This window comes from Streptomyces sp. bgisy027 (genome assembly GCF_057710365.1).
The window spans coordinates 91976-118518 of record NZ_JBYIVZ010000004.1; the positions used below are offsets into that span (position 1 = coordinate 91976).

At 71.3% G+C, this 26543-nt stretch carries 25 protein-coding genes; 5 read left to right on the top strand and 20 right to left on the bottom strand.

The window, feature by feature from the left end:
• Positions 1 to 23: 23 nt before the first annotated feature.
• From AC3ETA_RS05575 to AC3ETA_RS05595, 5 genes are read right to left on the bottom strand one after another with little or no spacing between them, the layout of a single operon-like run.
• On the bottom strand, positions 24 to 1487 hold the full coding sequence (locus AC3ETA_RS05575) for an HAD-IA family hydrolase (RefSeq protein WP_432191677.1): 1464 nt from the start codon (positions 1485 to 1487) through the stop codon (positions 24 to 26).
• A 54-nt stretch (positions 1488 to 1541) separates the two neighbouring features.
• Complete coding sequence (locus AC3ETA_RS05580) at positions 1542 to 2621, bottom strand: ABC transporter ATP-binding protein (protein ID WP_432191678.1); 1080 nt, start codon at positions 2619 to 2621, stop codon at positions 1542 to 1544.
• Between the two features lie 2 nt (positions 2622 to 2623).
• Positions 2624 to 3436, bottom strand: a complete 813-nt coding sequence (locus tag AC3ETA_RS05585; RefSeq protein ID WP_432191679.1) for an ABC transporter permease — start codon at positions 3434 to 3436, stop codon at positions 2624 to 2626.
• Entirely contained in the window at positions 3424 to 4323 is a 900-nt protein-coding gene (locus AC3ETA_RS05590) for an ABC transporter permease (protein WP_432191680.1), read from the bottom strand. The genes AC3ETA_RS05585 and AC3ETA_RS05590 overlap by 13 nt, the downstream gene beginning before the upstream one ends.
• Positions 4320 to 5492 (bottom strand): ABC transporter substrate-binding protein, encoded by a 1173-nt coding sequence (locus AC3ETA_RS05595; RefSeq protein WP_432191681.1) that lies wholly within the window; start codon positions 5490 to 5492, stop codon positions 4320 to 4322. The genes AC3ETA_RS05590 and AC3ETA_RS05595 overlap by 4 nt, the downstream gene beginning before the upstream one ends.
• A 226-nt stretch (positions 5493 to 5718) precedes the next feature.
• On the opposite strand from AC3ETA_RS05595, the gene AC3ETA_RS05600 reads away from it, so the two are divergent.
• Positions 5719 to 6459 (top strand): GntR family transcriptional regulator, encoded by a 741-nt coding sequence (locus AC3ETA_RS05600; protein WP_432191682.1) that lies wholly within the window; start codon positions 5719 to 5721, stop codon positions 6457 to 6459.
• A 76-nt stretch (positions 6460 to 6535) separates the two neighbouring features.
• On the top strand, positions 6536 to 6898 hold the full coding sequence (locus AC3ETA_RS05605) for a hypothetical protein (RefSeq protein WP_432191683.1): 363 nt from the start codon (positions 6536 to 6538) through the stop codon (positions 6896 to 6898).
• Between the two features lie 49 nt (positions 6899 to 6947).
• Here AC3ETA_RS05605 and AC3ETA_RS05610 read toward each other — a convergent pair whose 3' ends face one another.
• From AC3ETA_RS05610 to rpe, 6 genes are all read right to left on the bottom strand, one after another.
• Positions 6948 to 7400: an Lrp/AsnC family transcriptional regulator gene (locus AC3ETA_RS05610; RefSeq protein WP_030947984.1), complete on the bottom strand. Its 453-nt coding sequence runs from the start codon at positions 7398 to 7400 to the stop codon at positions 6948 to 6950.
• 10 nt (positions 7401 to 7410) lie between these two features.
• Positions 7411 to 8883, bottom strand: coding sequence for an amino acid permease (locus tag AC3ETA_RS05615; protein WP_432191684.1), 1473 nt, complete (start codon positions 8881 to 8883; stop codon positions 7411 to 7413).
• 378 nt (positions 8884 to 9261) lie between these two features.
• The gene (locus AC3ETA_RS05620; protein ID WP_432191685.1) at positions 9262 to 10704 is read right to left on the bottom strand and encodes a GuaB1 family IMP dehydrogenase-related protein; all 1443 of its coding nucleotides are present in this window, start codon (positions 10702 to 10704) and stop codon (positions 9262 to 9264) included.
• 131 nt (positions 10705 to 10835) lie between these two features.
• Positions 10836 to 11150 (bottom strand): barstar family protein, encoded by a 315-nt coding sequence (locus tag AC3ETA_RS05625; protein WP_432191686.1) that lies wholly within the window; start codon positions 11148 to 11150, stop codon positions 10836 to 10838.
• A 91-nt stretch (positions 11151 to 11241) separates the two neighbouring features.
• On the bottom strand, positions 11242 to 12285 hold the full coding sequence (locus AC3ETA_RS05630) for a sugar-binding transcriptional regulator (RefSeq protein WP_432191687.1): 1044 nt from the start codon (positions 12283 to 12285) through the stop codon (positions 11242 to 11244).
• 78 nt (positions 12286 to 12363) lie between these two features.
• A complete protein-coding gene (gene rpe, locus AC3ETA_RS05635) occupies positions 12364 to 13050 on the bottom strand; it encodes a ribulose-phosphate 3-epimerase (RefSeq protein ID WP_432191688.1) in 687 nt (228 codons plus the stop codon).
• Positions 13051 to 13184: 134 nt separating this feature from the next.
• On the opposite strand from rpe, the gene AC3ETA_RS05640 reads away from it, so the two are divergent.
• Positions 13185 to 15365, top strand: a complete 2181-nt coding sequence (locus AC3ETA_RS05640) for an MMPL family transporter (protein ID WP_432191689.1) — start codon at positions 13185 to 13187, stop codon at positions 15363 to 15365.
• A 27-nt stretch (positions 15366 to 15392) separates the two neighbouring features.
• Here AC3ETA_RS05640 and AC3ETA_RS05645 read toward each other — a convergent pair whose 3' ends face one another.
• Positions 15393 to 15878: a tetratricopeptide repeat protein gene (locus AC3ETA_RS05645; protein WP_432191690.1), complete on the bottom strand. Its 486-nt coding sequence runs from the start codon at positions 15876 to 15878 to the stop codon at positions 15393 to 15395.
• A gap of 42 nt (positions 15879 to 15920) precedes the next feature.
• Here AC3ETA_RS05645 and AC3ETA_RS05650 point away from each other — a divergent pair, with 42 nt between their 5' ends.
• Positions 15921 to 16157, top strand: coding sequence for a hypothetical protein (locus AC3ETA_RS05650; protein WP_432191691.1), 237 nt, complete (start codon positions 15921 to 15923; stop codon positions 16155 to 16157).
• A 3-nt stretch (positions 16158 to 16160) separates the two neighbouring features.
• Here AC3ETA_RS05650 and AC3ETA_RS05655 read toward each other — a convergent pair whose 3' ends face one another.
• Positions 16161 to 17579, bottom strand: a complete 1419-nt coding sequence (locus AC3ETA_RS05655; RefSeq protein WP_432191692.1) for an RsmB/NOP family class I SAM-dependent RNA methyltransferase — start codon at positions 17577 to 17579, stop codon at positions 16161 to 16163.
• Between the two features lie 73 nt (positions 17580 to 17652).
• Positions 17653 to 18585, bottom strand: coding sequence for a methionyl-tRNA formyltransferase (gene fmt, locus AC3ETA_RS05660; RefSeq protein WP_432191693.1), 933 nt, complete (start codon positions 18583 to 18585; stop codon positions 17653 to 17655).
• 238 nt (positions 18586 to 18823) lie between these two features.
• Between fmt and AC3ETA_RS05665 the strand changes: the two genes are divergently transcribed.
• On the top strand, positions 18824 to 19366 hold the full coding sequence (locus AC3ETA_RS05665) for a hypothetical protein (RefSeq protein ID WP_432191694.1): 543 nt from the start codon (positions 18824 to 18826) through the stop codon (positions 19364 to 19366).
• A gap of 336 nt (positions 19367 to 19702) precedes the next feature.
• On the opposite strand, the gene AC3ETA_RS05670 is transcribed toward AC3ETA_RS05665, so the two are convergent.
• From AC3ETA_RS05670 to AC3ETA_RS05695, 6 genes are all read right to left on the bottom strand, one after another.
• The gene (locus tag AC3ETA_RS05670) at positions 19703 to 21856 is read right to left on the bottom strand and encodes a primosomal protein N' (RefSeq protein WP_432191695.1); all 2154 of its coding nucleotides are present in this window, start codon (positions 21854 to 21856) and stop codon (positions 19703 to 19705) included.
• A 397-nt stretch (positions 21857 to 22253) separates the two neighbouring features.
• On the bottom strand, positions 22254 to 23462 hold the full coding sequence (metK, locus tag AC3ETA_RS05675) for a methionine adenosyltransferase (protein ID WP_432191696.1): 1209 nt from the start codon (positions 23460 to 23462) through the stop codon (positions 22254 to 22256).
• 238 nt (positions 23463 to 23700) lie between these two features.
• Entirely contained in the window at positions 23701 to 24903 is a 1203-nt protein-coding gene (coaBC, locus tag AC3ETA_RS05680; protein ID WP_432191697.1) for a bifunctional phosphopantothenoylcysteine decarboxylase/phosphopantothenate--cysteine ligase CoaBC, read from the bottom strand.
• 138 nt (positions 24904 to 25041) lie between these two features.
• Positions 25042 to 25314 (bottom strand): DNA-directed RNA polymerase subunit omega, encoded by a 273-nt coding sequence (gene rpoZ / locus AC3ETA_RS05685; RefSeq protein ID WP_003988945.1) that lies wholly within the window; start codon positions 25312 to 25314, stop codon positions 25042 to 25044.
• 94 nt (positions 25315 to 25408) lie between these two features.
• Positions 25409 to 26002, bottom strand: coding sequence for a guanylate kinase (gene gmk / locus AC3ETA_RS05690; RefSeq protein WP_432191698.1), 594 nt, complete (start codon positions 26000 to 26002; stop codon positions 25409 to 25411).
• A 59-nt stretch (positions 26003 to 26061) separates the two neighbouring features.
• A complete protein-coding gene (locus AC3ETA_RS05695) occupies positions 26062 to 26385 on the bottom strand; it encodes an integration host factor (protein WP_003977346.1) in 324 nt (107 codons plus the stop codon).
• Positions 26386 to 26543: the final 158 nt, after the last annotated feature.

Below are 26543 nucleotides of genomic sequence, written 5' to 3' on the forward strand. Positions count from 1 at the left end.
CACCGATGGTAGGCGCCGGCGGCTCATTCGCGCAGGGAGAACGTGGTGATCACGGCGGCGTGGTCGGAGGGCCACTCGTTGTGCTCCACGTCCGGCCACGGGCGCGGTGTGCCGCTGACGCAGGTCTGGGAGTGCAGCACGCGCAGGCCGCGGTGCAGCACGAAGTCGATCCGGTCCTGCGGCTCCGGGCGGCCGCTGCCGTCCTCGTGCAGGGTGTGGATCGGCGACCAGGTGTGGCCGGGGTGGATGGCCGGGTCCGGGTGGGCCTCACGGTAGGAGTCGCGCAGGCCCGCCTCCTCGGCCGCCTTCGTCACCGGCCACTCGACGTCCGGGCGGTCCAGGTGGGAGGGGCTGTTGAAGTCGCCGACGAGGACGACGGGGACGCCGGGCGCGGCGCTCTCCTCGATCCGGCGCAGGGCGTCCCGCATCTGTGCGAGCCGCACCCGCTCATGGGCGATCAGCTCGGCGGCCGGGAGCCCGTCGAAGGCGGACTCGTAGGGGCCGTAGGGCGTGTAGTCGAGGTGGGCCGTCCAGATGTCGACCTCCCGCTCACCCGCCCGGACCCGGACGCCGGCCGCGCCGTAGAAGCCGACGGCCGGGTCACCGAAGCAGGCCGTGATCGGGTGGCGGCTGATGACGCCGAGGTTCTCGCCGGCCCGGTGGTGGTACCAGCCCATGGCGTCGGCGAGGTCCTCGGCCGCGGTGCCGTTCGTCTCCTGGAGGCCGACCACGTCGACGCCGGTCTCGGCGATGACCTTGAGCTGCTTGGCCAGATGGTCGTGGACCCTGGTGCCGCCGTGCCAGAGGTTCCAGCTCATGACGCGCAGTTCGTGCGAGGGCGCGGCGGCGGTCGGCAGGGTGCGCAGCCGCTGTGTGGTGACGCCCTCCAGGCTGGGCAGGACGGTGCGGCCGGGGGCCGGCTCGATCGGGGCGAGCGAGGGCACCGCGAGCACCGTGCAGCCGGCCGCCTCGGCGGAGCTGACGCCGGTGCGGGTGTCCTCGACGGCGACGCAGGCCGCCGGGTCGACGCCGAGCGCACGGCAGGCGGCGAGGTAGGGATCGGGGGCGGGCTTGGTGCGGTCGGTGTCGTCGGCGGTGACGGAGACCGCGAAGCGGCTCGCGCCGAGGGCTTCGAGGACGGTGTCGGCGACGGCCCGGGGCGAGGCGGTGACCAGGGCCGTGGGGACGCCGTCGCGGGCGAGGGCGTCGAGCAGGTCGAGGGCGCCGGGGCGCGGGACGATGCCGGCGCGGACCCGGTCGGCGAACTCGCGGTGCAGCGCGTCGGCCAGGTCGGCGGCCGGCGCGCCCGTCGCCGCGGCCAGCCAGTCGGCGGTGTGCTCGACGGGCCGGCCGAGCACCTCCGCCTCGTCCGCCTCGGTCAGGGCCCGACCGGCGATCTGCTCCACCGCCTCCCACCACAGTCGCTCGGTGTCGACGAGCGTGCCGTCCATGTCGAACAGGACGGCCTGGAGGGGGAGTCGAGTCACGGTTGTCTCTTTCTTCCGTGTTCTTGCGTGGGGGGCGGGTGGGTCGTACGGGGATCAGCGGCTGCGTTCGGCCACCAGCACGGGCCGCTCGGGCAGCGACACGCTCACCGCGGCGCCCGCGCCGAGCGCGGCCGTCTCGTGGGCGGGCAGGTCGGCCTTCACCTCGGTGCCGTCGGCGAGCCGTACGGTCAGCCGGGTGGTGGCCCCGAGGAACGCGGTGGCGACCACGCGCGCCTCGGAGGCGTCGTCGGCGCGCACGGCCACGGCCTCCGGCCGCACCAGTACGTCGACCTCGGACACCGAGGGTGCGTCGCCGTCGACGGGCAGCCGCCGGCCCAGCACCTGGACACCGCCGTCCACGAGCGTGCCCGGGATCCGGCTCATGGTGCCGACGAACTCGGCGACGAACGCGGTGGCGGGCCGGCCGTACAACTCGGCGGGCTCGGCGCACTGTTCGAGCCGGCCGGAGCGCATGACCGCGACCCGGTCGGCCATGGACAGGGCCTCCTCCTGGTCGTGGGTGACGAACAGGGTGGTGATGCCGAGCTCCCGCTGGAGCCGCCGGATCTCCTCGCGCAGCGTCAGGCGCACCTTGGCGTCCAGCGCGGAGAGCGGTTCGTCGAGGAGCAGGACGCGCGGGCGCAGGGCGAGCGCCCGGGCCAGGGCGATGCGCTGCTGCTGGCCACCGGAGAGCTGGTGCGGGTAGCGCTCGCCCTTGTCGGCGAGACCGACCAGCTCCAGCAACTCGGCGGCGCGGGCCCGCCGCTCGGCGGTGCGCACCTTGCGCATGCGCAGCCCGAAGGCCACGTTGTCGAGGGCGCTCAGATGCGGGAAGAGGCTGTACGACTGGAAGACCATGCCGGCGTCCCGGCGGTGCGCGGGGATCGCGGTGACGTCCTCGCCGTCCACCAGCACCTGGCCGGAGTCGGGGTGTTCGAACCCGGCGAGCATGCGCAGGGCGGTGGTCTTGCCGCAGCCGGACGGGCCGAGCAGGGCGAGGAGTTCGCCGGGTCGGACGGTCAGGTCGAGTCCGTCCAGGGCGACGGTGGACCCGAACTCCCGGCGCAGGCCGTGGAATTCGACGGTGGCGGCCTGCACGGCCGGCGCTTCGGCTGTCTTTTCGAGCACGGTCATGATCATCCCCGGGAGTCGGAACGGGTACGGCCGCCGAAGCCGGCCATCACGAGAAGGAGCACCCAGGTCACGAGCAGGCTCAGCACGGACACGGCGACCGACAGCTGGGCCTGCGAGCCGCTGACGTTCACGATCCAGACGGCGAAGGGCTGAAAGCCCAGCAGTTGCGCGACCGTGAACTCGCCGAGCACGAGGGCGAGGGTGAGGAAGGAGGCGTTGAGCAGGGCGCCGCGCAGGTTGGGCAGCACGGCCCGGATGAGCGCCTGCGGCCAGCCGGCACCGCAGCTGCGGGCGGCCTCCACGAGGGTGGGTACGTCGATGGCGCGCAGTCCGGCGTCCAGGGCCCGGTACACGAACGGCAGCGCCATCACGACGTAGGCCAGCACCAGCACCACGGGGAAGTCCGGGTTCTGGATCGCGACGAACGTCTGGAACAGCGGCGTGCGCGACAGGTGCTCGGGTCCCCACTTCAGCACCGTCCCGATGCCGGCGACGAACGCGATCGGCGGCACGACCAGCGGCAGCGAGCACACCACCTCGACCACGGGCCGCAGCCGGGGCGCGCCGAGCCGCAGGGCGACCATGGCGGGCACCATCAGCAGCAGGACGACGACGATGGTGGCGAGGGCCAGTTCCAGCGAGAGCAGCAGGCTGGAGACGAAGCCCTCGGTGGAGAAGATCTGCGTGTAGGCGTCGAAGGTCAGGCCCTGCCCCGGTACGTCGACCGTGAAGACGACCGACGCGGCCAGCGGCACCAGGAAGTACAGGCCGGCGAGGCCGAGCACGCCCCACCGCCACAGGTTCAGGCGAGCCATCGGGCGCTCCGTCGTTGCAGGGGCAGATACAGGGCCATCACCAAGCCGGCGACCAGGACCATGTCGAGGCTGAGGGCGAGCGCCACGTTCTCCTGCCCGACCAGGACGTTCCCGGAGAGCGCGTCGGCGATCTGGAGGGTGACCAGCGGGATCGAGCTGCCCACCATGGCGGCGGCCGTGGCGTACGCGGCGAAGGCGCTGCCGAAGAGCAGGACGAATCCGCCGAGGAGCGTGGGCAGCAGGACGGGCAGCGCCACGTGCCGCCAGTACTGCACGGTCGTCGCGCCGTTGTTCTGCGCCGCCTCGCGCCACTGGGAGCGCAGGCCCTCCAGGGCGGGGGTGATGGTGAGGACCATCAGCGGGATCAGGAAGTACAGGTAGACCAGGACCAGGCCCCAGAAGCTGTACAGGTCCCAGCCCTTGTCCGTCAGGCCCAGGTGCCGGGTCAGGACACCGGCGTTGCCGAGGGTGGCCACGAAGGCGAAGGCCAGTGGGACGCCGCCGAAGTTCGCGAGCACCCCGGACGCGGTGAGCACGGCCTCGCGCAGCGCGCGGAAGCGGGAGGTCACCACGGCCTGGGCGAGCGGCAGCCCGACGAGGGCCCCGAGCGCGGCGGAGACGGCGGACAGCTTGACGCTGCCGAGCAGGGCCGTGAGGTAGGCGCCCTGGAGCGAGTTCGTCAGGTTGTCGGCGGTGTACGAGGTCGCGCCGGTGGCCGGGGCCTTGACGGTGAAGGCGCCGTTCAGCATGGCCAGGGCGGGAAGCCCGAAGGCCAGCGCGGTGAAGACGAGGAGCGGGAGGACGGCGAGCCCGCCGCCGACGGCACGGCGCCGCCGCTTCAGCGGAGCGGCGGTCGCCGTGTCGACCCGGGTGAGGGTGTTCGTCATCCGGAGACGGCCTTCGCCCAGCCCTGGCCGAGAACCGTCTTGGCCTTGTTCTGCTGGTCCTCGGTCGGGAAGGCGGGCGTCCCGGAGACCTCGGGCAGCTTGGCCGCGGCCGTCTTGTCGAGGGTGCCGGCCTTGTCCATGGCGGTCATCAGCACCGGACGGGCGAAGCCCTTGAGCCACAGGTTCTGGCCCTCGGCGCTGTAGAGGTACTCCTGCCACAGGCGGGCGGCCGCGGGATGCGGGGCGTCCTTGTTGATGGCCTGGGAGTAGTACTGCGAGAACTTGCCGTCGCTGGGCACCGACACCTGCCAGTCGACGCCCTTGGACCTGAACTCCTCGGCGTAGCCGGCGTTGAGGTAGTCCCAGTCGATGCTGATGGGCGTCTCGCCCTTCTCGACGGTGGCCGGCGTCGACTCGACGGGCGTGTAGTTGCCGTTCTTCTTCAGCTTGGCGAAGAAGTCCAGGCCGGGCTGCATGTCGTCGAAGGAGCCGCCGCTCGCGAGTGCCGCCGCGTACACGCCGCCGAAGGCGGAGCCGGACTTGGTGGGGTTGCCGTTGAGGGCGACCTGGCCCTTGTACTGCGGCTTCAGCAGGTCGGCGAAGGTCTTCGGGCACTCCTTGACCCGCTTCGCGTCGCAGCCGATGGAGATGTAGCCGCCGTAGTCGTTGTACCAGCGGGCCTGCGCGTCCTTCTGGCCCTCGGGGATGTCGGCGAAGGTCTCGACCTTGTACGGCGCGAGCAGCCCCTGCTGGGCCGCGCTGATCGCGAAGGAGCTGCCGAGGTCGAGCACGTCGGGGGCGCGGTCCTGCCCCTTGCGCGAGGTCACGGCGTTGATCTCGTCCTGGCTGGACCCGTCGGGGTTCTCGACCTCGATCTTGATGCCGTACTTCTTCTGGAAGCCGTCGATCAGGGCACCGTAGTTGGCCCAGTCGCGGGGCAGCGCCATGGCGTGCAGCGTGCCCTCCTTCTTGGCCGCCGCGACCAGCTTGTCCATCCCGCCGAGGTCGGCGGCGGAGGTGGCGGTGGCGGCGCTCTTGCCGTCGGCGGCGGTGGACGCGTTGTCGGGGGCGGCGCCACAGGCGCTCAGGGCGAGCGCGGCGACGACGGCGAGGGCACCGCCGAGGGCGGCATTTCTCGGCAGGGCTGTGGTCGACAGGGACGTGGACACGGTTTCTCCAGGGGACGCGCGAGGGTTCAGGAGGATCTTGCCCAGGAAAGATCTCAAACTTGTCTGAACAAGTTGGCCCCAGTAGGCCCGCCGATGGTGACACGTTCGTAAACACTGGCGAAAGCCTCTGCCCTGAATTCGTGCACACTCACCTCAGAAACCGAGTGCCGGACGATCTCGATTACGCTGGTCACGCTGTGCACAGCAACGGACTCAGAGGGGAAGCATGACGGCGCGACACGAGGAGATCGCCGACGAGCTGCGTCGGGCGATCGACCGCGAGGAGTACACGGTCGGCTCGCTGCTGCCCGCCGAGACGGACCTCGCGGCCCGGTACGGCGTCTCGCGCGGCACGGTCCGGCAGGCCGTCGCGGCGCTGACCTCCGAGGGCCTCATCGGCTCGCGCCAGGGCGCTCGCCGGGTGGTCCTGGCCAGCCGCCGCAGCCAGAGCTTCGCGGAGCTGCGCAGCTTCGCCCAGTGGGCGAACGCGATGGGGCGGGAGGCGACCGGCCACGTGGTCTGCCAGGAGTACCGCCCGGCGACGAAGGAGGACGCGGTACGCCTCCAACTGTCTCCCGGCACCCCGGTGTTGCACGTCCTGCGGGTGCGCGGCCTGGACGGCGAACCGGTGCTCCTGGAGCGCACGGTCTACGCGGACTGGATCTCGCCGGCCGTCGAGTCCATAGAGCCGGACTGCGCGTCGGTCACCCAACGCCTCTACGAGGAAACGGGGTTGGTCTTCGCCTACGGCGAGCACGTCATCGACGCGGTGTCGGCGGGCGCCCAGGACGCCGAGTTGCTGGGCATCCGCCGCACGAGCCCGCTGCTGCGGGTTCGACGTGTGACGACGACCCGCGAGGGCCGCCCGGTGGAGTGGTCGGACGACCGCTACCGCTCGGACGCGGTGAGCTTCAGCGTCCACAACTCGATCGACAACAACGCCCTGGCGCGCAAGACGGCCGACTGACCTCTCCCCCGAACGGCTACCCGACTCCACCCGCCGGAGGAGGCCCCGCCGAGGGCGGCCGGGCGAGACTTCCCCCATGGACGCCACCGAGATCCCCGCCCTGCCGTTCGTCGACGAGCACGCGACGCTCGTCGAGGCGGACACCGACGCCGTCTGGAAAGAGCTGGCCGCCCTGATGGACGGCTCACGCGGGTTCGAGGTGGCGGTGTCGATCCCGGGCCAGGAGCTGGCATACGTCGGTCGCCACCCGTTCTCGACGTACGCTCTGATCTTCCATCTGAACGAGACGCCCCGGGGCCACACGCGCCTGCGGGCGGAGACCCGGGCGAGATTCCCGGGCCGGGCGGGCACCGTCTACCGAGGGCTCGTCATCGGCACGGGCGCCCACGCACTGGTCGTACGGCACATGCTGAGAAGGATCGGCAAACGCGCCCCGTAGGGGTGCGGGGAACCGCGCGACAAGCACCCACCCGGCCGCACGCGAAGAACTATGTCGGCGACCCGGACGAGAACCGCCGCAACAACGGCGACAGCACCAGCACGGACTTGGTCCGCTCCACGAACGGCTCCCCGGCGATCCGCTCGAGCACCCGCTCGAAGTGCCGCATGTCAGAGGCGAAAACCTGGACGACCGCATCCGCTTCACCGGTGACGGTGGACGCGGCCACGACCTCCTGATAGCGCTCCAACCCCCGCCGGATCGTCTCCGGCGAGGTGTTGTGCCGGCAGTAGATCTCGACGAACCCTTCGGTCTCCCAGCCGAGGGCCGACGGGTCCACCCGCACGGTGAACCCGGTGATGGCTCCGGTGGCACGCAGCCGGTCCACGCGCCGTTTCACGGCGGGCGCGGACAGGCCGACGAGTTGCCCGATGTCCGCGTAGGAGCGGCGGGCGTCCTCGGCGAGGGCGTGCACGATGCGTTCGTCGAGATCGTTCAGCACTGCGGGTGGTTCACTTCACTTCTGATGCGGCAAGACGGGAACGGCGATAGCCGTACAGGAAGTAGAACACGAGACCGGCGGCCATCCAGCACCCGAAGACCACCCAGGTGACGGTGTCGAGGCTGAACATGTTGTACGCGCAGAACAGGAAGCCCAGCACCGGCAGCACCGGCCCGAACGGCACCCTGAACGTGCGCTCGAGCTCCGGCCGCTTCACGCGCAGCACGATCACCGCGATGTTGACCAGCGCGAAGGCGAACAGCGTGCCGATGCTGGTGGCGTCGACGAGCTTGCCCAGCGGGATGAGGGCCGCGAGGGCGCCGCAGAACACGGACACGATGACGGTGTTGAGGCGCGGCGCGCCGGTCTTCGCGTGGACCTTGCCCAGCGCCTTGGGCACCAGGCCGTCACGGGACATGGCGAAGAGGATGCGGGTCTGGCCGTAGAGCACGGTCAGGACCACGCTCGCGATGGAGATGACGGCACCGAGGGCGAGCAGCGTGCCCCAGTAGGACTGGCCGCTGACGTCGTTCATGATCGCGGCGAGGGATGCCTCGGAGCCCTCGAACTTGGTCCAGTTCCAGGCGCCGACGGCGACACCCGCGACGAGGACGTACAGCGCGGTCACGATGATCAGCGACAGCATGATCGCCCGCGGCAGGTCCTTCTTGGGGTCCTTGGCCTCCTCACCGGCGGTGGAAGCGGCGTCGAAGCCGATGTAGGAGAAGAAGAGGGTGGCACCCGCGGCGCTCACGCCGGCCATGCCGAGCGGCATGAAGTCCTCGTAGTTGCCGGACTTGAAGCCCATGAAGCCGACCGCGCAGAACAACACCAGTGCGACGATCTTGACGGCGACCATGATCGTGTTGGCGCGGGCGGACTCGCGGACGCCACCGAGAAGGAACACCATCGCCAGCATCACGACGATCAGCGCGGGCAGGTTGATGATCCCGCCCTCGCCGGGCGCGGAGGACAGCACGGACGGGACGGTGACGCCTATCGTCCCGTCGAGCAGCTCGTTGAGGTACTCGCCCCAGCCGACGGCGACGGCGGCCACCGAGACGCCGTATTCCAGCACCAGACACCAGCCGCAGACCCAGGCGACCAGCTCACCCATCGTTGCGTACGCATACGAGTAGGAGGAGCCCGCGACCGGGATGCTGCCCGCCAGCTCGGCGTAGGACAGGGCCGAGAACAGCGCCGTGAGGCCGGCGATCACGAAGGCCAGGGTGACCGCGGGACCGGCCTCCGGGACGGCGTCGCCGAGGACGACGAAGATGCCGGTGCCGAGGGTGGCACCGATGCTGATCATGGTGAGCTGCCAGAGGCCGAGGGTGCGCCGCAGGGACCCTCCGTCGCCCTGGCCGCCCTCTGCGACCAGGTGTTCCACGGGCTTGCGACGCATCAGGCGCGCGCCGACGCCGGGGGACGCGGAGGCGGCCGTCTGGCCTGGGGATTGCGGGGGTGCGCCTTGGTCGAGCACGCGCTGGCTCCTTATCGCTGCCGTTCAGGGCGACAGGGACCAGCGGCACCCACGGCAACAGGGACCCACCGAGCGGGGTCCCTGCCACGCCACGTTCGAGGCGACAGCCTAGGGCGAGTGACGTTGCTGTTGAAATGCAGCAACCTTGCGCATGACCGCATGATCATTGCGTGTCTGGCGACTGGGTGGGTGTTCGTTGCAGGGGGGCTTTCGACCATTGCAGGGTGCGGGTGCGCGGGGCTTGTCGCGCAGTGCCCCGCGCCCCTTCAGGTGCGTGCGGCCAACGCCCTTTCAGGGGCGCGGGGAACTGCGCGACGAGCCACCGGCCACCCACAGCAGTTCCCGGGCCAGTGGGGGCGAACCGGCGTTGACCGAGCGTCAGCTCCAGCTGGCGTGCAGCGGCTTGCCCTCGGCGTAGCCGGCCGCGCTCTGGATGCCGACGACGGCCTTCTCCGTGAACTCCTCCAGGGAGCCGGCGCCCGCGTAGGTGCAGGACGACCGCACGCCCGCGATGATCGAGTCGATCAGGTCCTCGACGCCGGGCCGGGCCGGGTCGAGGAACATGCGGGAGGTGGAGATGCCCTCCTCGAACAGCGCCTTGCGGGCACGGTCGTAGGACGACTCCTCGGACGTACGGTTGCGCACTGCACGCGCGGAGGCCATGCCGAAGGACTCCTTGTACAGCCGCCCGTTGGCGTCCTGCTGCAGGTCGCCCGGCGACTCGTACGTCCCCGCGAACCAGGACCCGATCATCACGTTGGACGCGCCGGCGGCGAGCGCCATGGCGACGTCACGCGGGTGCCGGACACCGCCGTCGGCCCACACGTGCTTGCCGTACTTCCTCGCCTCGGCCGCGCACTCCAGCACCGCGGAGAACTGCGGCCGGCCGACGCCGGTCATCATGCGGGTGGTGCACATCGCGCCCGGCCCGACACCGACCTTGATGATGTCGGCGCCGGCCTCGATCAGATCCCGCACACCCTCCGCGGCGACGATGTTGCCCGCGACGATCGGCACCCGCGGGTCGAGCGCCCGCACGGTCCGGATCGCGGCGATCATCGACTCCTGGTGGCCGTGCGCCGTGTCGATGACAAGGGTGTCGACGCCCGCGTCGAGCAGTTGCTTGGCCTTGCCCGCCACGTCGCCGTTGATTCCGACGGCGGCCGCTATCCGCAGCTTGCCGTCGGCGTCGACGGCGGGCGTGTACAGCGTGGCGCGCAGGGCGCCCTTACGGGTCAGGATGCCCGCGAGACGGCCCTCGGAGTCCACGGCCGGGGCGTAGCGCCGGTTGTGGCCGTCGAGCGTGTTGAAGGCCTCACGCGGGTCGATTCCGGCGTCCAGGAGGAGCAGGTCGCGGGACATGACCACTTCGAGCTGCGTGAAGCGGTCCACGCCGGAGAGGTCCTCGTCGGTGACCACGCCGATCGGGCGCTGGTTCTCGTCGACGACCACACCGGCGTTGTGGGCCCGCTTGGGCAGCAGGGCCAGCGCGTCGGCGACGGTCTGGTGCGGGGCCAGCACGATCGGGGTGTCGAGGACGTGATGGCGGCCCTTCACCCAGGAGACGACCTCGGTGACGACCTCGATCGGGATGTCCTGCGGGATGACGACCAGGCCGCCGCGCCGGGCCATCGTCTCGGCCATACGGCGGCCGGCGATGGCGGTCATGTTGGCGACGACCAGCGGGATCGTGGTGCCCGTGCCGTCCGGGGAGCTGAGGTCCACCCCCTGCCGCGAGCCGACCGCGCTGCGGCTCGGGACCATGAAGACGTCGTCGTAGGTCAGGTCGTACGGGGGCTGGATGTCATTGAGGAAACGCACGTGCTGCACATCCCAGTCGATCAGAGGTGGCCCCCGGACAGGTCAGCCAGGGGGAAGAGCACGTACTTCATTGTCCCATGCTGACCGGAATGCGAGGCACGGTTGCTTCATACGAGCAGGTCAGAGACCTCCTAGGAGGATCCTCCAAGGGCGAGCAGCACGGAGAGCGCCGACGTGCGGTCCACCGCCTCGGCGAACACCTCCTGAGCGGTCTCCCACTCGCCGGGCCGCGCCTTCGCGTACGGCCGCCAGTTCCGTACGACGATCCGCATCCCCTGCTCGGCGGCGCTTTCCGGCCACACCGTGCGGTCCGAGAGGGAGTCGGCCAGCGCGTCCCAGTTGCGCCCGAACCAGTCGGGCAGCCGCAGATCGCGGGCGCAGCGGTCCATCAGGCCGGCCTTGTCCGTGACCCCGTCGAGGTCGAGCGTGACCACGAGCTCCGTCATTTCCGGTACCGCCCCGTCGTAGTGGCCGTCGATTCGTGGTGGTCGTGCACGAAGGAGGGGGCGGCCGCGGCCACCCCCTCCTGATGTTCCGTCAGCTCCCGTCCGGATCCGCCCTGTTGAGCGCCGGCTTCGGCGTCGTGCCCGCCGCCATCAGCACGTCCGCCGCCGATGTGTCCGTCACCAGGCTGGTGACGAGCCCGGACCGCAGCACCGCGTCGATCGCGGCCGCCTTGCGCGCCCCGCCCGCGATCGCGACGACCTCCGGGATACGGCGGAGCTGGTCGGCCTTGACGGTGATGCAGCGCTCGCCCAAGTCCCGTCCGACACGGCGACCGTCGGCGTCGAAGAGGTGCGCGGACATCTCGGCGGCGACGCCGAGCGAGGCGTAGTGCGCGCGTTCCTCGTCGCTGAGCATGTCGTGCACCGTCGAGATGCCCGGCTCCCAGGAACCGATGGAGACGCAGGCGACGGTGACCTTGTCGAAGTACTCGAAGGCCCGCGCGATGCCGGTCTGGTGGCGCAGTGCCGCCGCGGTGGCCGCGTCCGGCAGCAGCATCGGCGCGTAGATGGGGTGGGCGTCGCCGCCCGACACCTGGGCCGCCCGGCGCACCGCCTCGACCGAACCGCGCTCGGCGGTCCCGGCGTCGTAGACACCCGTCAGCTGCACCACCGTGCACGGCGGCAGCCGGTCGAGGGCCGCGGCCATGTGGATGGTGGACCGGCCCCAGGCCAGGCCCAGCACGTCACCCTCGTTCACCAGCTCGCCGAGCAGGTCGGCGGCCACTTCTCCCAGGTTCTCCGGGTCGGGTGTCTCCTCGGCGTCGGCCGGGGACTCGACCACGACCGCGTGCCGCAGGCCGTAGCGGGCGCGCAGCGCGTCGGAGCGCTCGGCGTCCAACTCGGCCGGCACCCGGATCTCGATGCGCACCAGATCCCGTTCGAGAGCGGTCTCCAGGACCCGGGCCACCTTGAAGCGGCTGACGCCGAACTCCTCGGCGATCTGGATCTTGGACTTGCCCTCGAGGTAGAAGCGGCGGGCCATGGCCGCCGCCTGCACCAGCTCAGCGGGTCCCATCCGCATGGCTGACCGGCCCGCCGACATACCCGACACGGCGATCTCCTCACTGCTGTTCACACTCTGGATTCGCCGTTCATCCTTGCAGATCCGGCGCTCTTGATCCGCCCTGATGGGCGCCGTTCACGTTCCCTTGGCTCAGTGGTCGCATGCCCAGGCGGCGGACTTCGTCACGTCCTCCGCCTGAGCGCGCAACGCGCGGACCGCCGCTGCGGGGTCGTCCGCCCCGTACACCGCCGAACCGGCGACGAAGACGTCCGCGCCCGCCTCCGCGCACCGCTCGATGGTGCTCGCCGAGACACCGCCGTCGACCTGGAGCCACAGGTCGAGGCCGTGCTTGCTGATCAACTCGCGGGTGCGGCGAATCTTCGGAAGCATGATGTCGAGAAACGCCTGACCACCGAAGCCCGGCTCGACCGTCATGATCAGCAGCATGTCGAGTTCGGGCAGCAGATCCTCGTACGGCTCGATGGGCGTCGCCGGCTTCAGCGCCATGGAGGCGCGGGCACCCTTGGCCCTGATCTCCCGGGCCAGTCGCACGGGGGCCGCGGCGGCCTCGACATGGAACGTGACGGAGGAGGCCCCCGCTTCCACGTACTGGGGCGCCCACCGATCGGGGGCCTCGATCATCAGATGGCAGTCCAGCGGGGTGTCCGTCGCCCGGGCCAGGGACTCTACGACCGGCACGCCGAGCGTGAGATTCGGGACGAAATGGTTGTCCATGACGTCGACGTGGAGGAAGTCGGCTCCCTCGACCGCCTTCGCCTCGTCCGCGAGGCGGGCGAAGTCGGCGGACAGGATGCTGGGGTTGATCTGCGCGGCCATGACCCAAGCCTGCCATGTCCGGGCACGAATGTTCGCGCCGGTCCAGACCTAAGACGTTCATCGGATGTTGTGTCCGGGCCGTGCGTGCCATGCTGGGCCGCCGGCCGGATCGCTGTACGGCTGCGGGGGTGACCATGACAGAGACCCAGGAGAAGGACCGGCGGACGGGTTCGGGACAGCAGGGCATCGCCCATCTGGTCTGCGGACGACGCGCCAAGTGGGTGGTGCTGGCCCTGTGGCTGGTGGTGCTGTTCGTGACGGCGCCGCTCGCCCAGAAGCTGAGCGACGCGCAGGACAACGACGCGGCGTCCTGGCTGCCCGGGTCCGCGGAATCCACCCAAGTCCTCCAGATCTCCGAGGACTTCAGGCCGGAGCAGATCCCCGCGGTCGTCATCTACGCCCGTGACAGCGGCCTCACGGCACCGGACCGGGCCGCGATCACCGAGGACGTGGCCCAGCTCAAGCAGCTGACCGCCCACGGCATCCGGGGCGCCGAGACCCGCGGGCCCGTCTTCGACCGGGAGATCGACCCGCGCGCCGCGCAGGTCCAGGTCCCGATCACGATGGACGAGCAGGGCTGGGACCGTATCGCACCCGCCGTCGACTCCATCAAGGACATCGTCGGTACGAGCAGCGGCGGCCTCGCCGTGTACGTCACGGGCCCGGGCGGCACCTCCGCCGACTTCGCCGAGGCGTTCGAGGGCATCGACTCCACGCTCCTGCTCGCGGCGATGGCGGTCGTCATCGTCATGCTGCTGATCACCTACCGCAGCCCGACCCTGCTCCTGGTCCCCCTGGTCGCCGTGATCGTCGCCCTGTTCACCGCGCAGGCCCTCATCTATCTCCTGGCCGAGCACGGCGGTCTGACGGTCAACGGACAGAGTGCGGGCATCCTGACCGTCCTCGTCTTCGGCGCGGGCACCGACTACGCGCTGCTCCTCGTCGCCCGGTACCGGGAAGAACTCCGCCATCACCAGGACCGTCACGAGGCGATGGCCCTCGCCCTGCACCGCGCGGGCCCCGCGGTCCTGGCCTCCGGCGCGACCGTCGTCCTGAGCATGCTCGTGCTGCTCGCGGCCGAGATGAACTCCACGAGCGGCCTCGGCCCGGTCGCCGCGATCGGCGTGGCGGTGGGCCTGCTCGCGATGGTGACCCTCTTCCCCGCCCTCCTCGTCATCTTCGGCCGCTGGATCTTCTGGCCGGTGATCCCGCACGTCGGCGCGGAGAACCCGCACGAGCGGGGCGTCTGGGCCCGCATGGGCCACAACATCGCCCGCCGCCCCCGCATGACCTGGGCCATCACGGCAGCGGTGCTCGCGGTCTGCTCCTTGGGCATGATCCAGCTGCGCGCCGAGGGGCTGAGCAACGCCGACGCCTTCACCGACAAACCGGAATCGATCACCGGTCAGGAGATCTCCGAGGAGTACTTCCCCGCCGGCAGCGGCGACCCCCTGGTCATCGTCAGCAACCAGGCCCAGGCCCGGGAGGTGGGCCGCACCGTCGCCGACACCCCGGGCGTCGTCCCCGAATCCCTCGGCCTGCCCCCGGGCTCGAAACCGTTCTTCGAAGGCAAGGTGCTCTTCGAGGCGACGATGACCGCTCCGTCCGACAGCGAGGCCGCGAAGCAGACGGTGGAACGGGTACGGGACGCCGTCCACGCGGTGCCGGACGCCGACGCCCAGGTGGGCGGCGGCACGGCGGCCCTGCTGGACATGGACAGAGCGACGACCCACGACAACATCCTGATCATCCCGCTGGTCCTGGTCGTGGTGATGCTGATCCTGGCCGTCCTGCTGCGGGCCCTGATCGCCCCGCTGCTGCTGATCGGGACGGTGATCCTGTCCTTCACCGCGGCGCTCGGCATCAGCGCGCTCGCCTTCCGCCACATCTTCGACTACGCCGGCGAGTCGACCGACTTCCCGTTGTTCGTCTTCGTCTTCCTGGTGGCGCTGGGCATCGACTACAACATCTTCCTGACCACCCGCATCCGCGAGGAGGCCGCCCACCAGGGCACCCACAAGGGCGTGATCACGGGCCTGGCCGCCACCGGCGCCGTCATCACCTCCGCGGGCCTGGTCCTCGCCGGCACCTTCGCGGCCCTGGGCACCCTGCCGATGGTCGCCTTCGCCGAAATCGGCTTCACGGTCGCTCTGGGGGTGCTCCTGGACACGTTCATCGTGCGCTCGGTGCTGGTGACGTCCCTGTTCCTGGACGTGGGGAAAAAGGTGTGGTGGCCGCATCGGATGTCCCGGGAGGAAGGCGCGGCACCCGCCGTGTCCCCGGCCGGCGGGCGGGTCGTCGAGTCCTCCGACTGAACACCGCGGGCAGGGCCGGGCCGCGTCTCATCGGCGTTGCCGCGTCTTCGCGGAGAGCTTCTGGATGTAACGGCCCGTGACCTGGATGTCCGGATGGTCCAGCCCCAGGACACGGATCTGGTCCTTGAGCACGTCGGCGAACAGCTGCCGTCCGAGCTCGGCGTTGCGCCTCGCGGTCAGAGCGGCGACGCCCACCCGGACACTGAGCGTGTCCCGGTGCTCCGGGCCCAGGACACGCACGTGGTCCTCGACGAGTTCGGCAAGAAGCCGGAGCGCTCGTCTGGGGCTTCCGGCCAGGGCGGTCGCCGTGGCCGGACCGACACGCGTCTGGAGCGTGGCGGGGTGGTTCCGGCCCAGCACACGGCCGCGGTCCTGTGCCACTGCGGCGTACAGTTCGAGTGCCTGCCCCGCTGTGCCCACCATGGAGGTCAGGTCCGCGATGGCCGCGCGGGTGGTGAGGGTTTCGGGGTGATCGGGGCCCAGGATCCGCTCCCTGTCCGGCAGCAGGGCCACCAGCAGAGCCAGCCCTTGCGGGGCCTGGGGTTGCGGACGCTGGTGTTCGACAGGTTGCCGGAGGCGAAGACGGTCCCACCGCGTGTCACGCGGTGGGCGAACTTCTCCGACCGCGACGATCTCGTGGCCGCGGAGCCGGACCTCGCCAGGCTCTTCGCCGATCCCTACGGCATCCTGGAGTCCGACTGGACACTGGACAACGGCTCGGAGCCCCATAGAGCCGAGTCCTACCTGGGCAAGCGCCAGACCGGAGCCGTAGTGGCCGGCGTCCTTGCCTGAGAGTCAGCCCGTCCGTCGCATCAGAGCCAGGTACATCGCGTCCGTCCCGTGCACATGAGGCCACAACTGCACATCGGGCCCCTCCCCCAGCTCCGGCACACCCGGCAGCAACTCCCGCGCATCGATCAGCTCGACGTCACCCCGCTGCTTGAGCACGTCGTCGACCACCGCCCGTGTCTCGGCAAGATGCGGCGAGCAGGTCGCGTACCCCACGACGCCCCCCACCCGCACGGAGTCGATGGCGCTGCGCAGCAGCCCCCGCTGGAGCGGGGCGAACCCGTCCAGGTCCTCCGGCCGGCGCCGCCACCGCGCCTCCGGCCGACGCCGCAACGCCCCGAGCCCGGTGCACGGCACGTCCACCAGGGCCCGGTCGAAACTCCCGGCCCACCACGGCGGCCGCGTCCCGTCGGCGGCGATGACCTGGTACGGCCCCGGATTGCCGTGCAGGGCCTTCGCCACCAGCCCGGCCCGGTGCGGCTGCTTCTCGGACGCCAGCAGCACGGCCCCGCGCTCGGCGGCGTGTGCCGCGAGGAGCGCCGCCTTGCCGCCGGGCCCGGCGCACCCGTCGAGCCACTTCTCGTCGGGCCCGTCCAGAGGCGCATTGGCGAGCGCGAGGGCGACGAGCTGACTGCCCTCGTCCTGGACCCCCGCACGCCCTTCGCGCACGGCCTCGATGGCTCCCGGCTCCCCGCCCTCGGCCAACCGCACGGCGTACGGCGACCAGCGCCCCGCCACCGCGGCCTCCTCGCCGAGCAGTTCCTCGGTCGTGGCCCGCCCCGGCCGCGCGACCAGCGTCACCTCGGGCCGCTCGTTGTCGGCCTCCAGCAGCCGCTCGATCCCGGCGCGCCCGCCGCCGAGCGAGTCCCACAGCGCGGAGACGACCCACCGCGGATGCGAGTGCACGACGGCGAGGTGGTCCTCGGGATCGTCGTCGTAGGGCGGCGCGACCCGCTGGATCCACCCGTCCAGATCGTCCTGCGCGACCTTCCGCAGCACCGCGTTGACGAACTTCGCGCGCCCGTCACCGAGCACGACCCGGGCGAGCTCGACGGACGCCGACACCGCGGCATGCGTGGGAATCCGCGTCCCCAGCAGCTGATGCGTGCCCAGGCTGAGCACGTCCAGCACCGGCGGGTCGACCTCGCGCAACGGCCGGTCCACACACTCGGCGAGGATCGCGTCGTACGTCCCCTGCCGCCGCAGCGTCCCGTACACCAGCTCGGTGGCGAGCGCGGCGTCCCGCCCGTCGAAGTCACCCTTCTCGCGCGCCTTCCGCAGCAGCGGCGGCAGAACGAGGTTGGCGTACGCGTCCCGCTCGTCCACGGCGCGCAGCGCGTCGAAGGCGAGGACGCGAACGGGGTCCTTCTTGGGCCGTCGGTAGGGCTTGCCGGTTCTGCGGGGCCGACGGGAGGTGTCGCTCACGAAAAGGTGCTCCGGATTACTGGATGAGATGTAGGACCAGCCTACGTCGCAGGCCGTCCCGGCGGACGGCCGGTCATGCCCCGACGCTCTCCCCGTCGCCGATCCGCACGCCCCGCGCCCAGTCGGCGGCGCGCATCGGCTTCTTGCCCTGCGCCTGCACCCACAGCAGTTCCACGGCGTACGACCCGGTCCCGACGTACACGTTGTTCTTGCCCACGGAGAGCTCACCGGGGGCGAGGTCGTCCCGTCCCGGCACCGGCTGCACCTGGATGAGCTTGAGCCGCTCGCCGCGGAAGGTGGTCCAGGCGCCCGGCGCGGGCGTGCATCCGCGCACGAGCCGGTCGACGCGCAGCGAGGGGGCGTTCCAGTCGATGTGCGCGTCCTCGACGTTGACCTTGGGAGCGAGGGTGATCCCGTCGGACGGCTGCGGTACGGCCTTCAGTGTGCCGTCCTCGATCCCGTCCATGGTCGCGGACAGCAGCCCGGCGCCCGCGAAGGCCAGCCGGGTGAGCAGGTCGCCGCTGGTGTCGGTGGACCGGATCACCTCGGTGACGGTGCCGTAGACGGGCCCGGAGTCGAGTCCCTCCTCGATGAGGAAGGTGGACGCCCCGGTGATCTCGTCGCCCGCCATGATGGAGTGCTGCACGGGCGCGGCCCCGCGCCAGGCGGGCAGCAGCGAGAAGTGCAGGTTGACCCAGCCGTGCGCCGGCACGTCGAGGGCGACGCGGGGCAGCAGGGCGCCGTAGGCGACGACGGGGCAGCAGTCCGGCGCGATCTCCCGCAGCCGTTCGAGGAACTCGGGATCGCGCGGCTTGGCCGGCTTGAGCACCTCGATCCCGGCCTCCTCGGCCCGCTCGGCCACCGGGCTCGCCACCAGCCTGCGCCCACGGCCGGCCGGCGCGTCGGGCCGGGTGACGACGGCGGCCACGTCGTGCCGCCCGGAGGCGATCAGAGCGTCCAGAGCGGGAACGGCGACCTCGGGGGTACCGGCGAAGACAAGCTTCATGGGTGGGCACGGGCCTCTCGGTCGGGATCGGTTGGGCAACGCACAAGTCTATGGGAGTCGTCCCAGGCCGAAGGCCTGGGCGTACACACCGCCCAGGGGCGTGGGCATATGCCCACACGCCCCTATTGCGTGACCCGCGGAGCACTCCCGCGTTGGTCAAGAAAGAGTTGACCACAACGGGCCGCAACCGCCGTACCCGCGGCCCTCTCCTTTCATCGCCGGTTCGAGAGGCTTGTTCATGGCCGACCACGCAACCCACGACGCCCAGGCTCGGGCCAGCCTGCACTTGCTGGTGCGGGACATCGAGCGGGTCCGCCGGCAGGTGGACGCACTGCGCACGCTCACCGCACAACTGGGCAACGTCTACCGCCCGCGCCGCTCCGGTCCCTCCACGGGCTTCGTCGTCTACGGACGCGCACCCGCCCCGACGGTCCGTCTCGCCCAGGAGCTGCGGGACAGCGTCGAAACCCTGGTCACGGCAGCCGTGGACTTCGACCGCTCGCTCGGCTTCTCCTGGGACGCGGTGGGTTCCGCCCTCGGCGTCACCAAGCAGGCGGTCCACCGTCGCTACGGCGCTCGCCGCGCCGCCACCCAGGCGGCGGCCGAGGCCGAGCGCACGTCCGAGCCGTCGGGCAGCCGGACGGTCAACGTCTCCACCACCCTCCCGCCGGTGCCGACGGTCCCCGCGGCCCGCTCGATGCCGACACAGCCGACGGCAGGCAGCCCCGGCCTGCGCGACGAGGCCAGGCCCACCGCATTCCCGGGCCCGCGCAACGGCTGACCCCCAGCACTCTGCCCTCCTGGAGCGCACCCGGGAGGGCAGAGTTTTGTCCGGGCACGGGTGTGGAGAGCGCCGCGGCCGGGTTCTCGACACAGGTTTGTGAAAGCCGGGGGCGGACACCGGCGTCACCGATCTGAGCCGGAACCCTCCGGCAGCGGCCGGGACTCTCGGCAGCGCGCCGCCGGCCTCCCGACGTGGCCGGCTCCCGCCTCCGGATCGCCCACAGTCCGGCATCCGCCGCGGCGATCCTGCTTCGGGTGGCGCCCTGCCGACGAGACGAAAGCCCCACCCTGGCTCCCTGCCCAGGAGAGGGCCCAGGAGAGGGAGGCCCCACCCTCACCCGATGTCAGGCGGATCAATCCGAACCCGCACAGCGACCTCGTTCGCGCCCCGCGCCATCCGAGCCGCCTGCGCGGCCTTCAGCGCGGCCGCCAGCGCGGCCCCGCTCCCCGGCGGCACCCGGATCAACGCCCGGTCCCACTGCTCCCCCGGCGGCGGCCCACCCACCCGACGAGGTCGCCCCACCGCCGTGACGGCGATCGGCACCGGCCCCAGCACCGCGGCGTCCGGCGGCAGCTCGGCCGTACGGAGAAACTCGGCGACCGCCTCCCCGGGCCCGGACACCGCGGCCATCCGGGACACCGGCGGAAACCCGAGCTCGGCCCGCTCGCCGAGCTCACGCACCGCGTGCCCGACCGGGTCCCACCGCACCAGCGCCTGTACGGGCCGCAGCGTGGGCTCGGCGACGACGACCACCGTCCCCCCGGCGCCCTGCGGCCTCACCAGCGAGGCGGCCGCGATCCAGCGGCGCAACGCGTCCTCCCCCGCCCGCAGATCGGGCCGTCCGAGCATGGCCCAGCCGTCCAGCAGCAGCGCCGCGGCATAGCCGCCCTCGGCGACGGGCTCGGCGCCCGGTGTGCTCACGACCAGCGCGGGTGTGCCCGGCACGGTGTCCAGGACTTGCTCACGCCCGGACGTCCGCACCGGAACGGCGGGAAAGGCGCGCCCCAGTTCCTCGGCGGTCCGGCGCGCCCCCACCACCTGGGCACGCAACCGGAAGCCGCCGCACTCCGGACAGTGCCAGGCACCCTCGTCGCGCCCGCACCACCCGCATCGCAGATCGGCCCCGGAACCCTGCGCCTCCAGCGGCCCGGAACAGTGCCGGCACCGGGCGGGCGCACGGCAGTTGGCGCAGGCCATCCGCGGCACATATCCGCGCCGGGGCACCTGCACGAGCACCGGACCGGTCCGCAGCCCTTCCCGCACCACCTGCCAGGCGAGCGTGGGCAACCGGGCTGCGCGGGCGGCCTCGTCGCGCGCGAGATCGCCGTCCCCGACGGTCCGTACGAGCGGAGCCGCGCCCCGCACCTGCTCCCGCGCGGCGACCAACGGCCGGGCCCAGCCGCTCTCCACGAGTTGAGCGGCCTCGACGGTACAGCTCCAACTCCCCAGCAGGAAGCCGCACTTGTCCTGGGCCGCCCGGAGCAGCAGCACTTCGCGCGCATGAGGCTGCGGGGCGTGCTGCTCGCTGTGGCTGTCGTCGCCGTCGTCCCAGAGCGCGACAAGGCCCAGGTCCTGCACGGGCGCGAACATGGCGGCGCGTGTGCCCACGACCGCCCGCACGCTCCCCCTCCGCACGGCCAGCCACTGCCGGTACCGCTTCTCGGGGCCGGCGTCGGCGGTCAGCACCGCATGCCGCCCCTTGCCCATCAGAGCGGTCAGGGCGGCGTCGACCCGCGCCGCGGCCCGCCCGTCGGGCAGCACGACGAGCGCTCCCCGCCCGGACGCCAGCGTGGCGACTACGGCCCGGGCCAGTTCCTCGCTCCACTCGGGTCCCGGCAGGGCGTTCCACACGGCACGCGGCGCGCCCCCGGCAGCGAGGGCGTCCAGGAAGCCGGCCCCGCGCTCATAGCGCCCCCAGGACCCCGCATCGGGCTTTCCGGGCGGTGCAAGCGGCTCCGGCGAGGGCCGTTGCTCGGCCCGGGCGCTGCGCGGCGGCACGGCGAGCTGCAGCACATCGGCCAGCCCTCCGGCGTACCGGTCGGCGACGGCCCGCGCGAGCCCCAGCAGTTCCTCGCTCAGGACCCGCTCGGGCGAGACGACCTGGGCGAGCGCCGCCAGCGGACCCGAGTAGTCGGACTCGGCGACCCGCTCGACGAGGAACCCGTCGATGAGCCCGCCGCCCTCGCGCCGCCCCTCGCGCACACGATGCCGCCCGGCGCCGAACCGCACGCGGACGCGCACCCCGGGCTGCGCGTCCGCGTCCAGTTCCTCCGGCACGGCGTAGTCGAAGTACCGGTCGAGGTGCAGTACGCCCTTGTCGACGAGCACCCGCGCCACCGGCAACCGCTCGGCGAGCCTGGCTCCCCGCCAGGTCCTGGGCTTGGCCCGCGGTGTCCTGGCCTGCCGCACACTCTCCCGAATGAGCGCGAGCTGCTCGGGCGACGCCCCCTCGGCGCCGCCGCCCTCACTCCCGTTCTCGCTGCTCACGCTTGCATTCTTACCAAACGCCACTGACAACCGACGCCCGCCCGAGTTCCTCGACGGCGACGGACCGCGCTCCGCCGTGGACCACTCGGCCACGCCACCGGAACCGCCCCGGCCGACGGCGGGATGCGAACCCGCGGGAGCCACAGCCCCGAAGTACCCGTCACCTTCGCACCGGACGCCCCGGCATCAGCCCTCCCGAGATCACCTCGGCAACGGCACACGAACGCTCAGCTTCACCGCGCGCCCAAGGGCCCGCTCCCCAGAAGCAGCCGCAACCTTCGCACCGGGAGATCACCAGCGTACGAAGCCGCCACAGCGACCCGCCAACCGCTTCGAGACGCGCCGAGGCCCGGCCCCCGAAGGGGCCGGGCCTCGTACGAACCGTGGAGCCGGGGGCCTACAGCCCGGCGGCCTTCTTCAGCGCCTCCACCCGGTCCGTCCGCTCCCAGGTGAACTCCGGCAGCTCACGGCCGAAGTGGCCGTAGGCAGCGGTCTGGGCATAGATCGGGCGGAGCAGGTCGAGGTCGCGGATGATCGCGGCCGGGCGGAGGTCGAAGACCTCGTCGATGGCCTTCTCGATCTTCTCGGGCTCGATCTTGTGGGTGCCGAAGGTCTCGACGAACAGGCCCACCGGCTCGGCCTTGCCGATCGCGTACGCCACCTGGACCTCGCAACGGGCGGCCAGACCGGCCGCTACGACGTTCTTGGCGACCCAGCGCATCGCGTAGGCCGCGGAACGGTCCACCTTGGACGGGTCCTTGCCGGAGAACGCGCCACCGCCGTGGCGGGCCATGCCGCCGTAGGTGTCGATGATGATCTTCCGGCCGGTCAGACCCGCGTCACCCATCGGGCCGCCGATCTCGAAGCGACCGGTCGGGTTGACCAACAGGCGGTAGTTCTCGGTGTCCAGCTTGATGCCGTCGTCCAGGAGAGCCTTCAGCTCGGGCTCGACCACGAATTCCCGGATGTCGGGCGCGAGAAGCGAGTCGAGGTCGATGTCGCTCGCGTGCTGCGAGGAGACGACCACGGTGTCCAGACGGATCGCCTTGTCACCGTCGTACTCGATGGTGACCTGGGTCTTGCCGTCGGGGCGCAGGTAGGGGATGGTGCCGTTCTTGCGGACCTCGGACAGGCGATTCGACAGGCGGTGCGCCAGGAAGATCGGCAGCGGCATCAACGTGGGCGTCTCGTCCGTCGCGTAGCCGAACATCAGGCCCTGGTCACCGGCACCCTGACGGTCCAGCTCGTCCTCGTCGCCCTCGACCCGGGACTCGTACGCCGTGTCCACGCCCTGCGCGATGTCGGGCGACTGCGAGCCGATCGAGACGGAGACTCCGCAGGAGGCGCCGTCGAAGCCCTTCTTCGAGGAGTCGTAGCCGATCTCGAGGATCTTGTTGCGGACCAGCGTCGCGATGTCCGCGTACGTCTTGGTCGTGACCTCTCCGGCCACATGCACGAGCCCGGTGGTGATCAGGGTCTCGACGGCGACCCGGGAGGACGGGTCCTCGCGCAGAAGCGCGTCGAGAATGGTGTCGCTGATCTGGTCAGCGATCTTGTCGGGGTGACCCTCGGTCACGGACTCCGAGGTGAACAGGCGACGGGACACAACGCTCCCTGTGGTTGCAGCGGCTGCTGGCTGATCATTGGCGGACGGTCGGGGGCTGCGCCCGGCGTCGTCCGGGGACAGTTTATCTGTCGTGCTCGGTCACGGACCCCCTGTCTCGCCTCTCGGGAGGGCTGTGACCTGCGGCACGGGCATTCTGCCCAATGTCACACCCCCTTGACCAGGCACGCCACACCGGAATCAAGGAAGGCACGAGAGAAGCCCGGGCGCATCAAACAATTCACCCGAGCCGTCGCGCCACCAGGTCCCACACCGTTTCGGCCAGGGCCTCCTTGGGGCCGTACGGGACCGGGGTCTCGCTGCCGTCGGCGCCCAGGACGACCGCCTCGTTCTCCTCCGAGCCGAACGTCTTGCGCTCCCCCACCTCGTTCACCACGAGGAGGTCGCACCCCTTGCGTTCCAACTTCTTGCGGCCGTTGGCCAGCACGTTGTCCGTCTCGGCGGCGAAGCCGACGATCACCTGGCCGGGGCGGGCCCGGTCGGTGGAGATCTCCGCGAGGATGTCCGGATTACGCACCAGAACGATGGGTTCCGGATCCTCCCCGTCCTTCTTCTTGATCTTTCCGGCGGCGTAGGTCGCGGGGCGGAAGTCGGCGACCGCGGCCGCCATCACCACCGCGTCGGCGTCCGAGGCCGCCTTGAGGACCGCCTCCCGCAGCTGCACGGCCGTGCCGACCGGCACGACGTCCACGCCGGCCGGCTCGGGCAGCCCCGCGTTCGCCGAGACGAGTGTGACGCGGGCGCCCCGGGCGGCGGCGGTGCGGGCGAGTGCGTAGCCCTGCTTGCCGGAGGAGCGGTTGCCGAGGAAGCGGACCGGGTCGAGAGGCTCGCGGGTGCCGCCGGCGCTGACGACGACGTGCCGTCCCCTGAGGTCGGGCTCGGTGACGCCGCGGGCCAGCACCCGGCGGCAGACCTCGAAGATCTCTGCCGGGTCGGGCAGCCGGCCCTTGCCGGTGTCCACGCCGGTGAGCCGGCCGACGGCGGGCTCGATGACGACCGCGCCGCGCCGGCGAAGCGTCGCCACGTTCTCCTGCGTGGCCGCGTGCTCCCACATCTCGGTGTGCATGGCGGGCGCGAAGACCACCGGGCAGCGGGCGGTGAGCAGGGTGTTGGTCAGCAGGTCGTCGGCGAGGCCGTGCGCGGCCTTGGCGAGGGTGTCGGCCGTGGCCGGGGCGACGATCACCAGGTCGGCGTGCTGGCCGATGCGGACGTGCGGGACCTCGTGGACGTCGTCCCAGACCTCCGTCGAGACGGGGTTGCCGGAGAGGGCGGACCAGGTGGCGGCGCCGACGAAGTGCAGGGCGGAGGCGGTGGGGACCACGCGGACGTCGTGCCCCGACTCGGTGAGCCTGCGCAGCAGCTCACAGGCCTTGTACGCGGCGATGCCGCCGCTGACCCCCAGAACGACCTTCGGCTTGTCCACCGGGCCTCCCCACTCGTTGACCGATGACTCCATGCTGCATCACGGGCGGGACGGTCCCCGCACCCCGAGCAGACCACAGGCCCGACAGTCGCTGCTGCCGGGCCTGTGGAAAAGCCAGCTCAAAGCTGAAAATACTACTTACTGCGCCGGGCCCTCGACGGCCTCGGACGTCAGCAGACCCGCGTTGATCTCGCGCAGGGCGATCGAGAGCGGCTTCTCGTGGACGTGGGTGTCGACGAGCGGACCGACGTACTCGAGGAGGCCCTCGCCGAGCTGCGAGTAGTACGCGTTGATCTGGCGGGCCCGTTTGGCCGCGTAGATCACGAGGCTGTACTTCGAGTCGGTGGCCTCGAGGAGCTCGTCGATCGGCGGGTTGATGATGCCCTCGGGCGCGGAGATGGAAGAGGACACGCTCTACCTTCCGATGGATGGGAAAGATTCAGTGCGCATGATCAGGTCTGGCTGAATCGGTCACGACCGAACAGTCATGACCACACAGTCACGATCACACAACGTCCATCAAGGCTAGCAGCTCGCGCGCCACGTCCTCGACGGAGGTGTTGACCAGGGTGGTGTCGAACTCCGGCTCGGCCGCCAGCTCGACCTTCGCCGCGTCCAGCCGGCGCTCGATCACCTCGGGCGGCTCGGTCCCACGCCCGGTGAGTCTGCGCACGAGCTCCTCCCAGGAGGGAGGAGCCAGGAACACCAGCTGAGCCTCGGCCATGGACTCACGGACCTGCCGCGCCCCCTGGAGGTCGATCTCCAGCAGGACGGGCTCACCCGCCTCCAGCCGCTCCAGCACGGCCGCACGCGGCGTGCCGTAGCGGTTGCCCGCGAACTCCGCCCACTCCAGCAGCTCACCGTTGGCGATCAGCTTGTCCATCTCGTCGTCGGTGACGAAGAAGTAGTGGACACCGTGCTTCTCGCCGGGGCGGGGCTTGCGGGTCGTCGCCGACACCGAGAGCCAGACCTCGGGGTGTTCCTTGCGCATATGGGCGACGACCGTGCTCTTGCCGACCCCTGAGGGGCCGGAGAGCACGGTCAGCCGCGGACGTACGTCCGGGGGCTCGGGGGTCGTCCCCCGGAATGTTGCAGCCATGCAGCGATTATTCCAGCAATCCCGGAGTGCCCGGGACTCCCTGCCCCACGAGCGCGGACTCAGGAGCCGGTGCTGCCGAACTCACGCTCCAGGGAGGCGATCTGGTTCGAGCCGAGACCGCGCACGCGGCGGCTCTCGGAGATGCCGAGTCGCTCCATGATCTGCTTGGCGCGGACCTTGCCCACGCCCGGCAGGGACTCAAGCAGTGCGGAGACCTTCATCTTGCCGATGACGTCGTTCTCCTGGCCCTGCTTGATGACCTCGTGCAGGGAGGCGCCGGAGTGCTTGAGTCGATTCTTGACCTCGGCCCGCTCCCGGCGAGCCGCGGCGGCCTTTTCGAGCGCGGCTGCGCGCTGTTCAGGGGTAAGGGGCGGAAGAGCCACGCCTACGTCACCTCGGATGTCGAACTGTCGGATACGGACCGGTGAGGAACCTAGTCGCCCCACACCTGGGGAGCCACGAGCAACACGCTGCCCGTACTCCCCCACTGCCTGAAGGGCGTGGGAGGCTCCCTCACTCGTCGGAGACTAGCGGCCAAGTC

Excerpts from the sequence above, each read along its gene's own strand:
- AC3ETA_RS05590 (WP_432191680.1), bottom strand. The coding sequence starts at position 4,323 with ATGACGAACACCCTCACCCGGGTCGACACGGCGACCGCCGCTCCGCTG.
- AC3ETA_RS05605 (WP_432191683.1), top strand. The coding sequence starts at position 6,536 with ATGGACGCCACCGAGATCCCCGCCCTGCCGTTCGTCGACGAGCACGCG.
- AC3ETA_RS05600 (WP_432191682.1), top strand. The coding sequence starts at position 5,719 with ATGACGGCGCGACACGAGGAGATCGCCGACGAGCTGCGTCGGGCGATC.
- AC3ETA_RS05625 (WP_432191686.1), bottom strand. The coding sequence starts at position 11,150 with ATGACGGAGCTCGTGGTCACGCTCGACCTCGACGGGGTCACGGACAAG.
- AC3ETA_RS05580 (WP_432191678.1), bottom strand. The coding sequence starts at position 2,621 with ATGACCGTGCTCGAAAAGACAGCCGAAGCGCCGGCCGTGCAGGCCGCC.
- fmt (WP_432191693.1), bottom strand. The coding sequence starts at position 18,585 with ATGAAGCTTGTCTTCGCCGGTACCCCCGAGGTCGCCGTTCCCGCTCTG.
- AC3ETA_RS05665 (WP_432191694.1), top strand. The coding sequence starts at position 18,824 with ATGGCCGACCACGCAACCCACGACGCCCAGGCTCGGGCCAGCCTGCAC.
- AC3ETA_RS05640 (WP_432191689.1), top strand. The coding sequence starts at position 13,185 with ATGACAGAGACCCAGGAGAAGGACCGGCGGACGGGTTCGGGACAGCAG.
- rpe (WP_432191688.1), bottom strand. The coding sequence starts at position 13,050 with ATGGCCGCGCAGATCAACCCCAGCATCCTGTCCGCCGACTTCGCCCGC.
- AC3ETA_RS05585 (WP_432191679.1), bottom strand. The coding sequence starts at position 3,436 with ATGGCTCGCCTGAACCTGTGGCGGTGGGGCGTGCTCGGCCTCGCCGGC.
- gmk (WP_432191698.1), bottom strand. The coding sequence starts at position 26,002 with ATGGCTGCAACATTCCGGGGGACGACCCCCGAGCCCCCGGACGTACGT.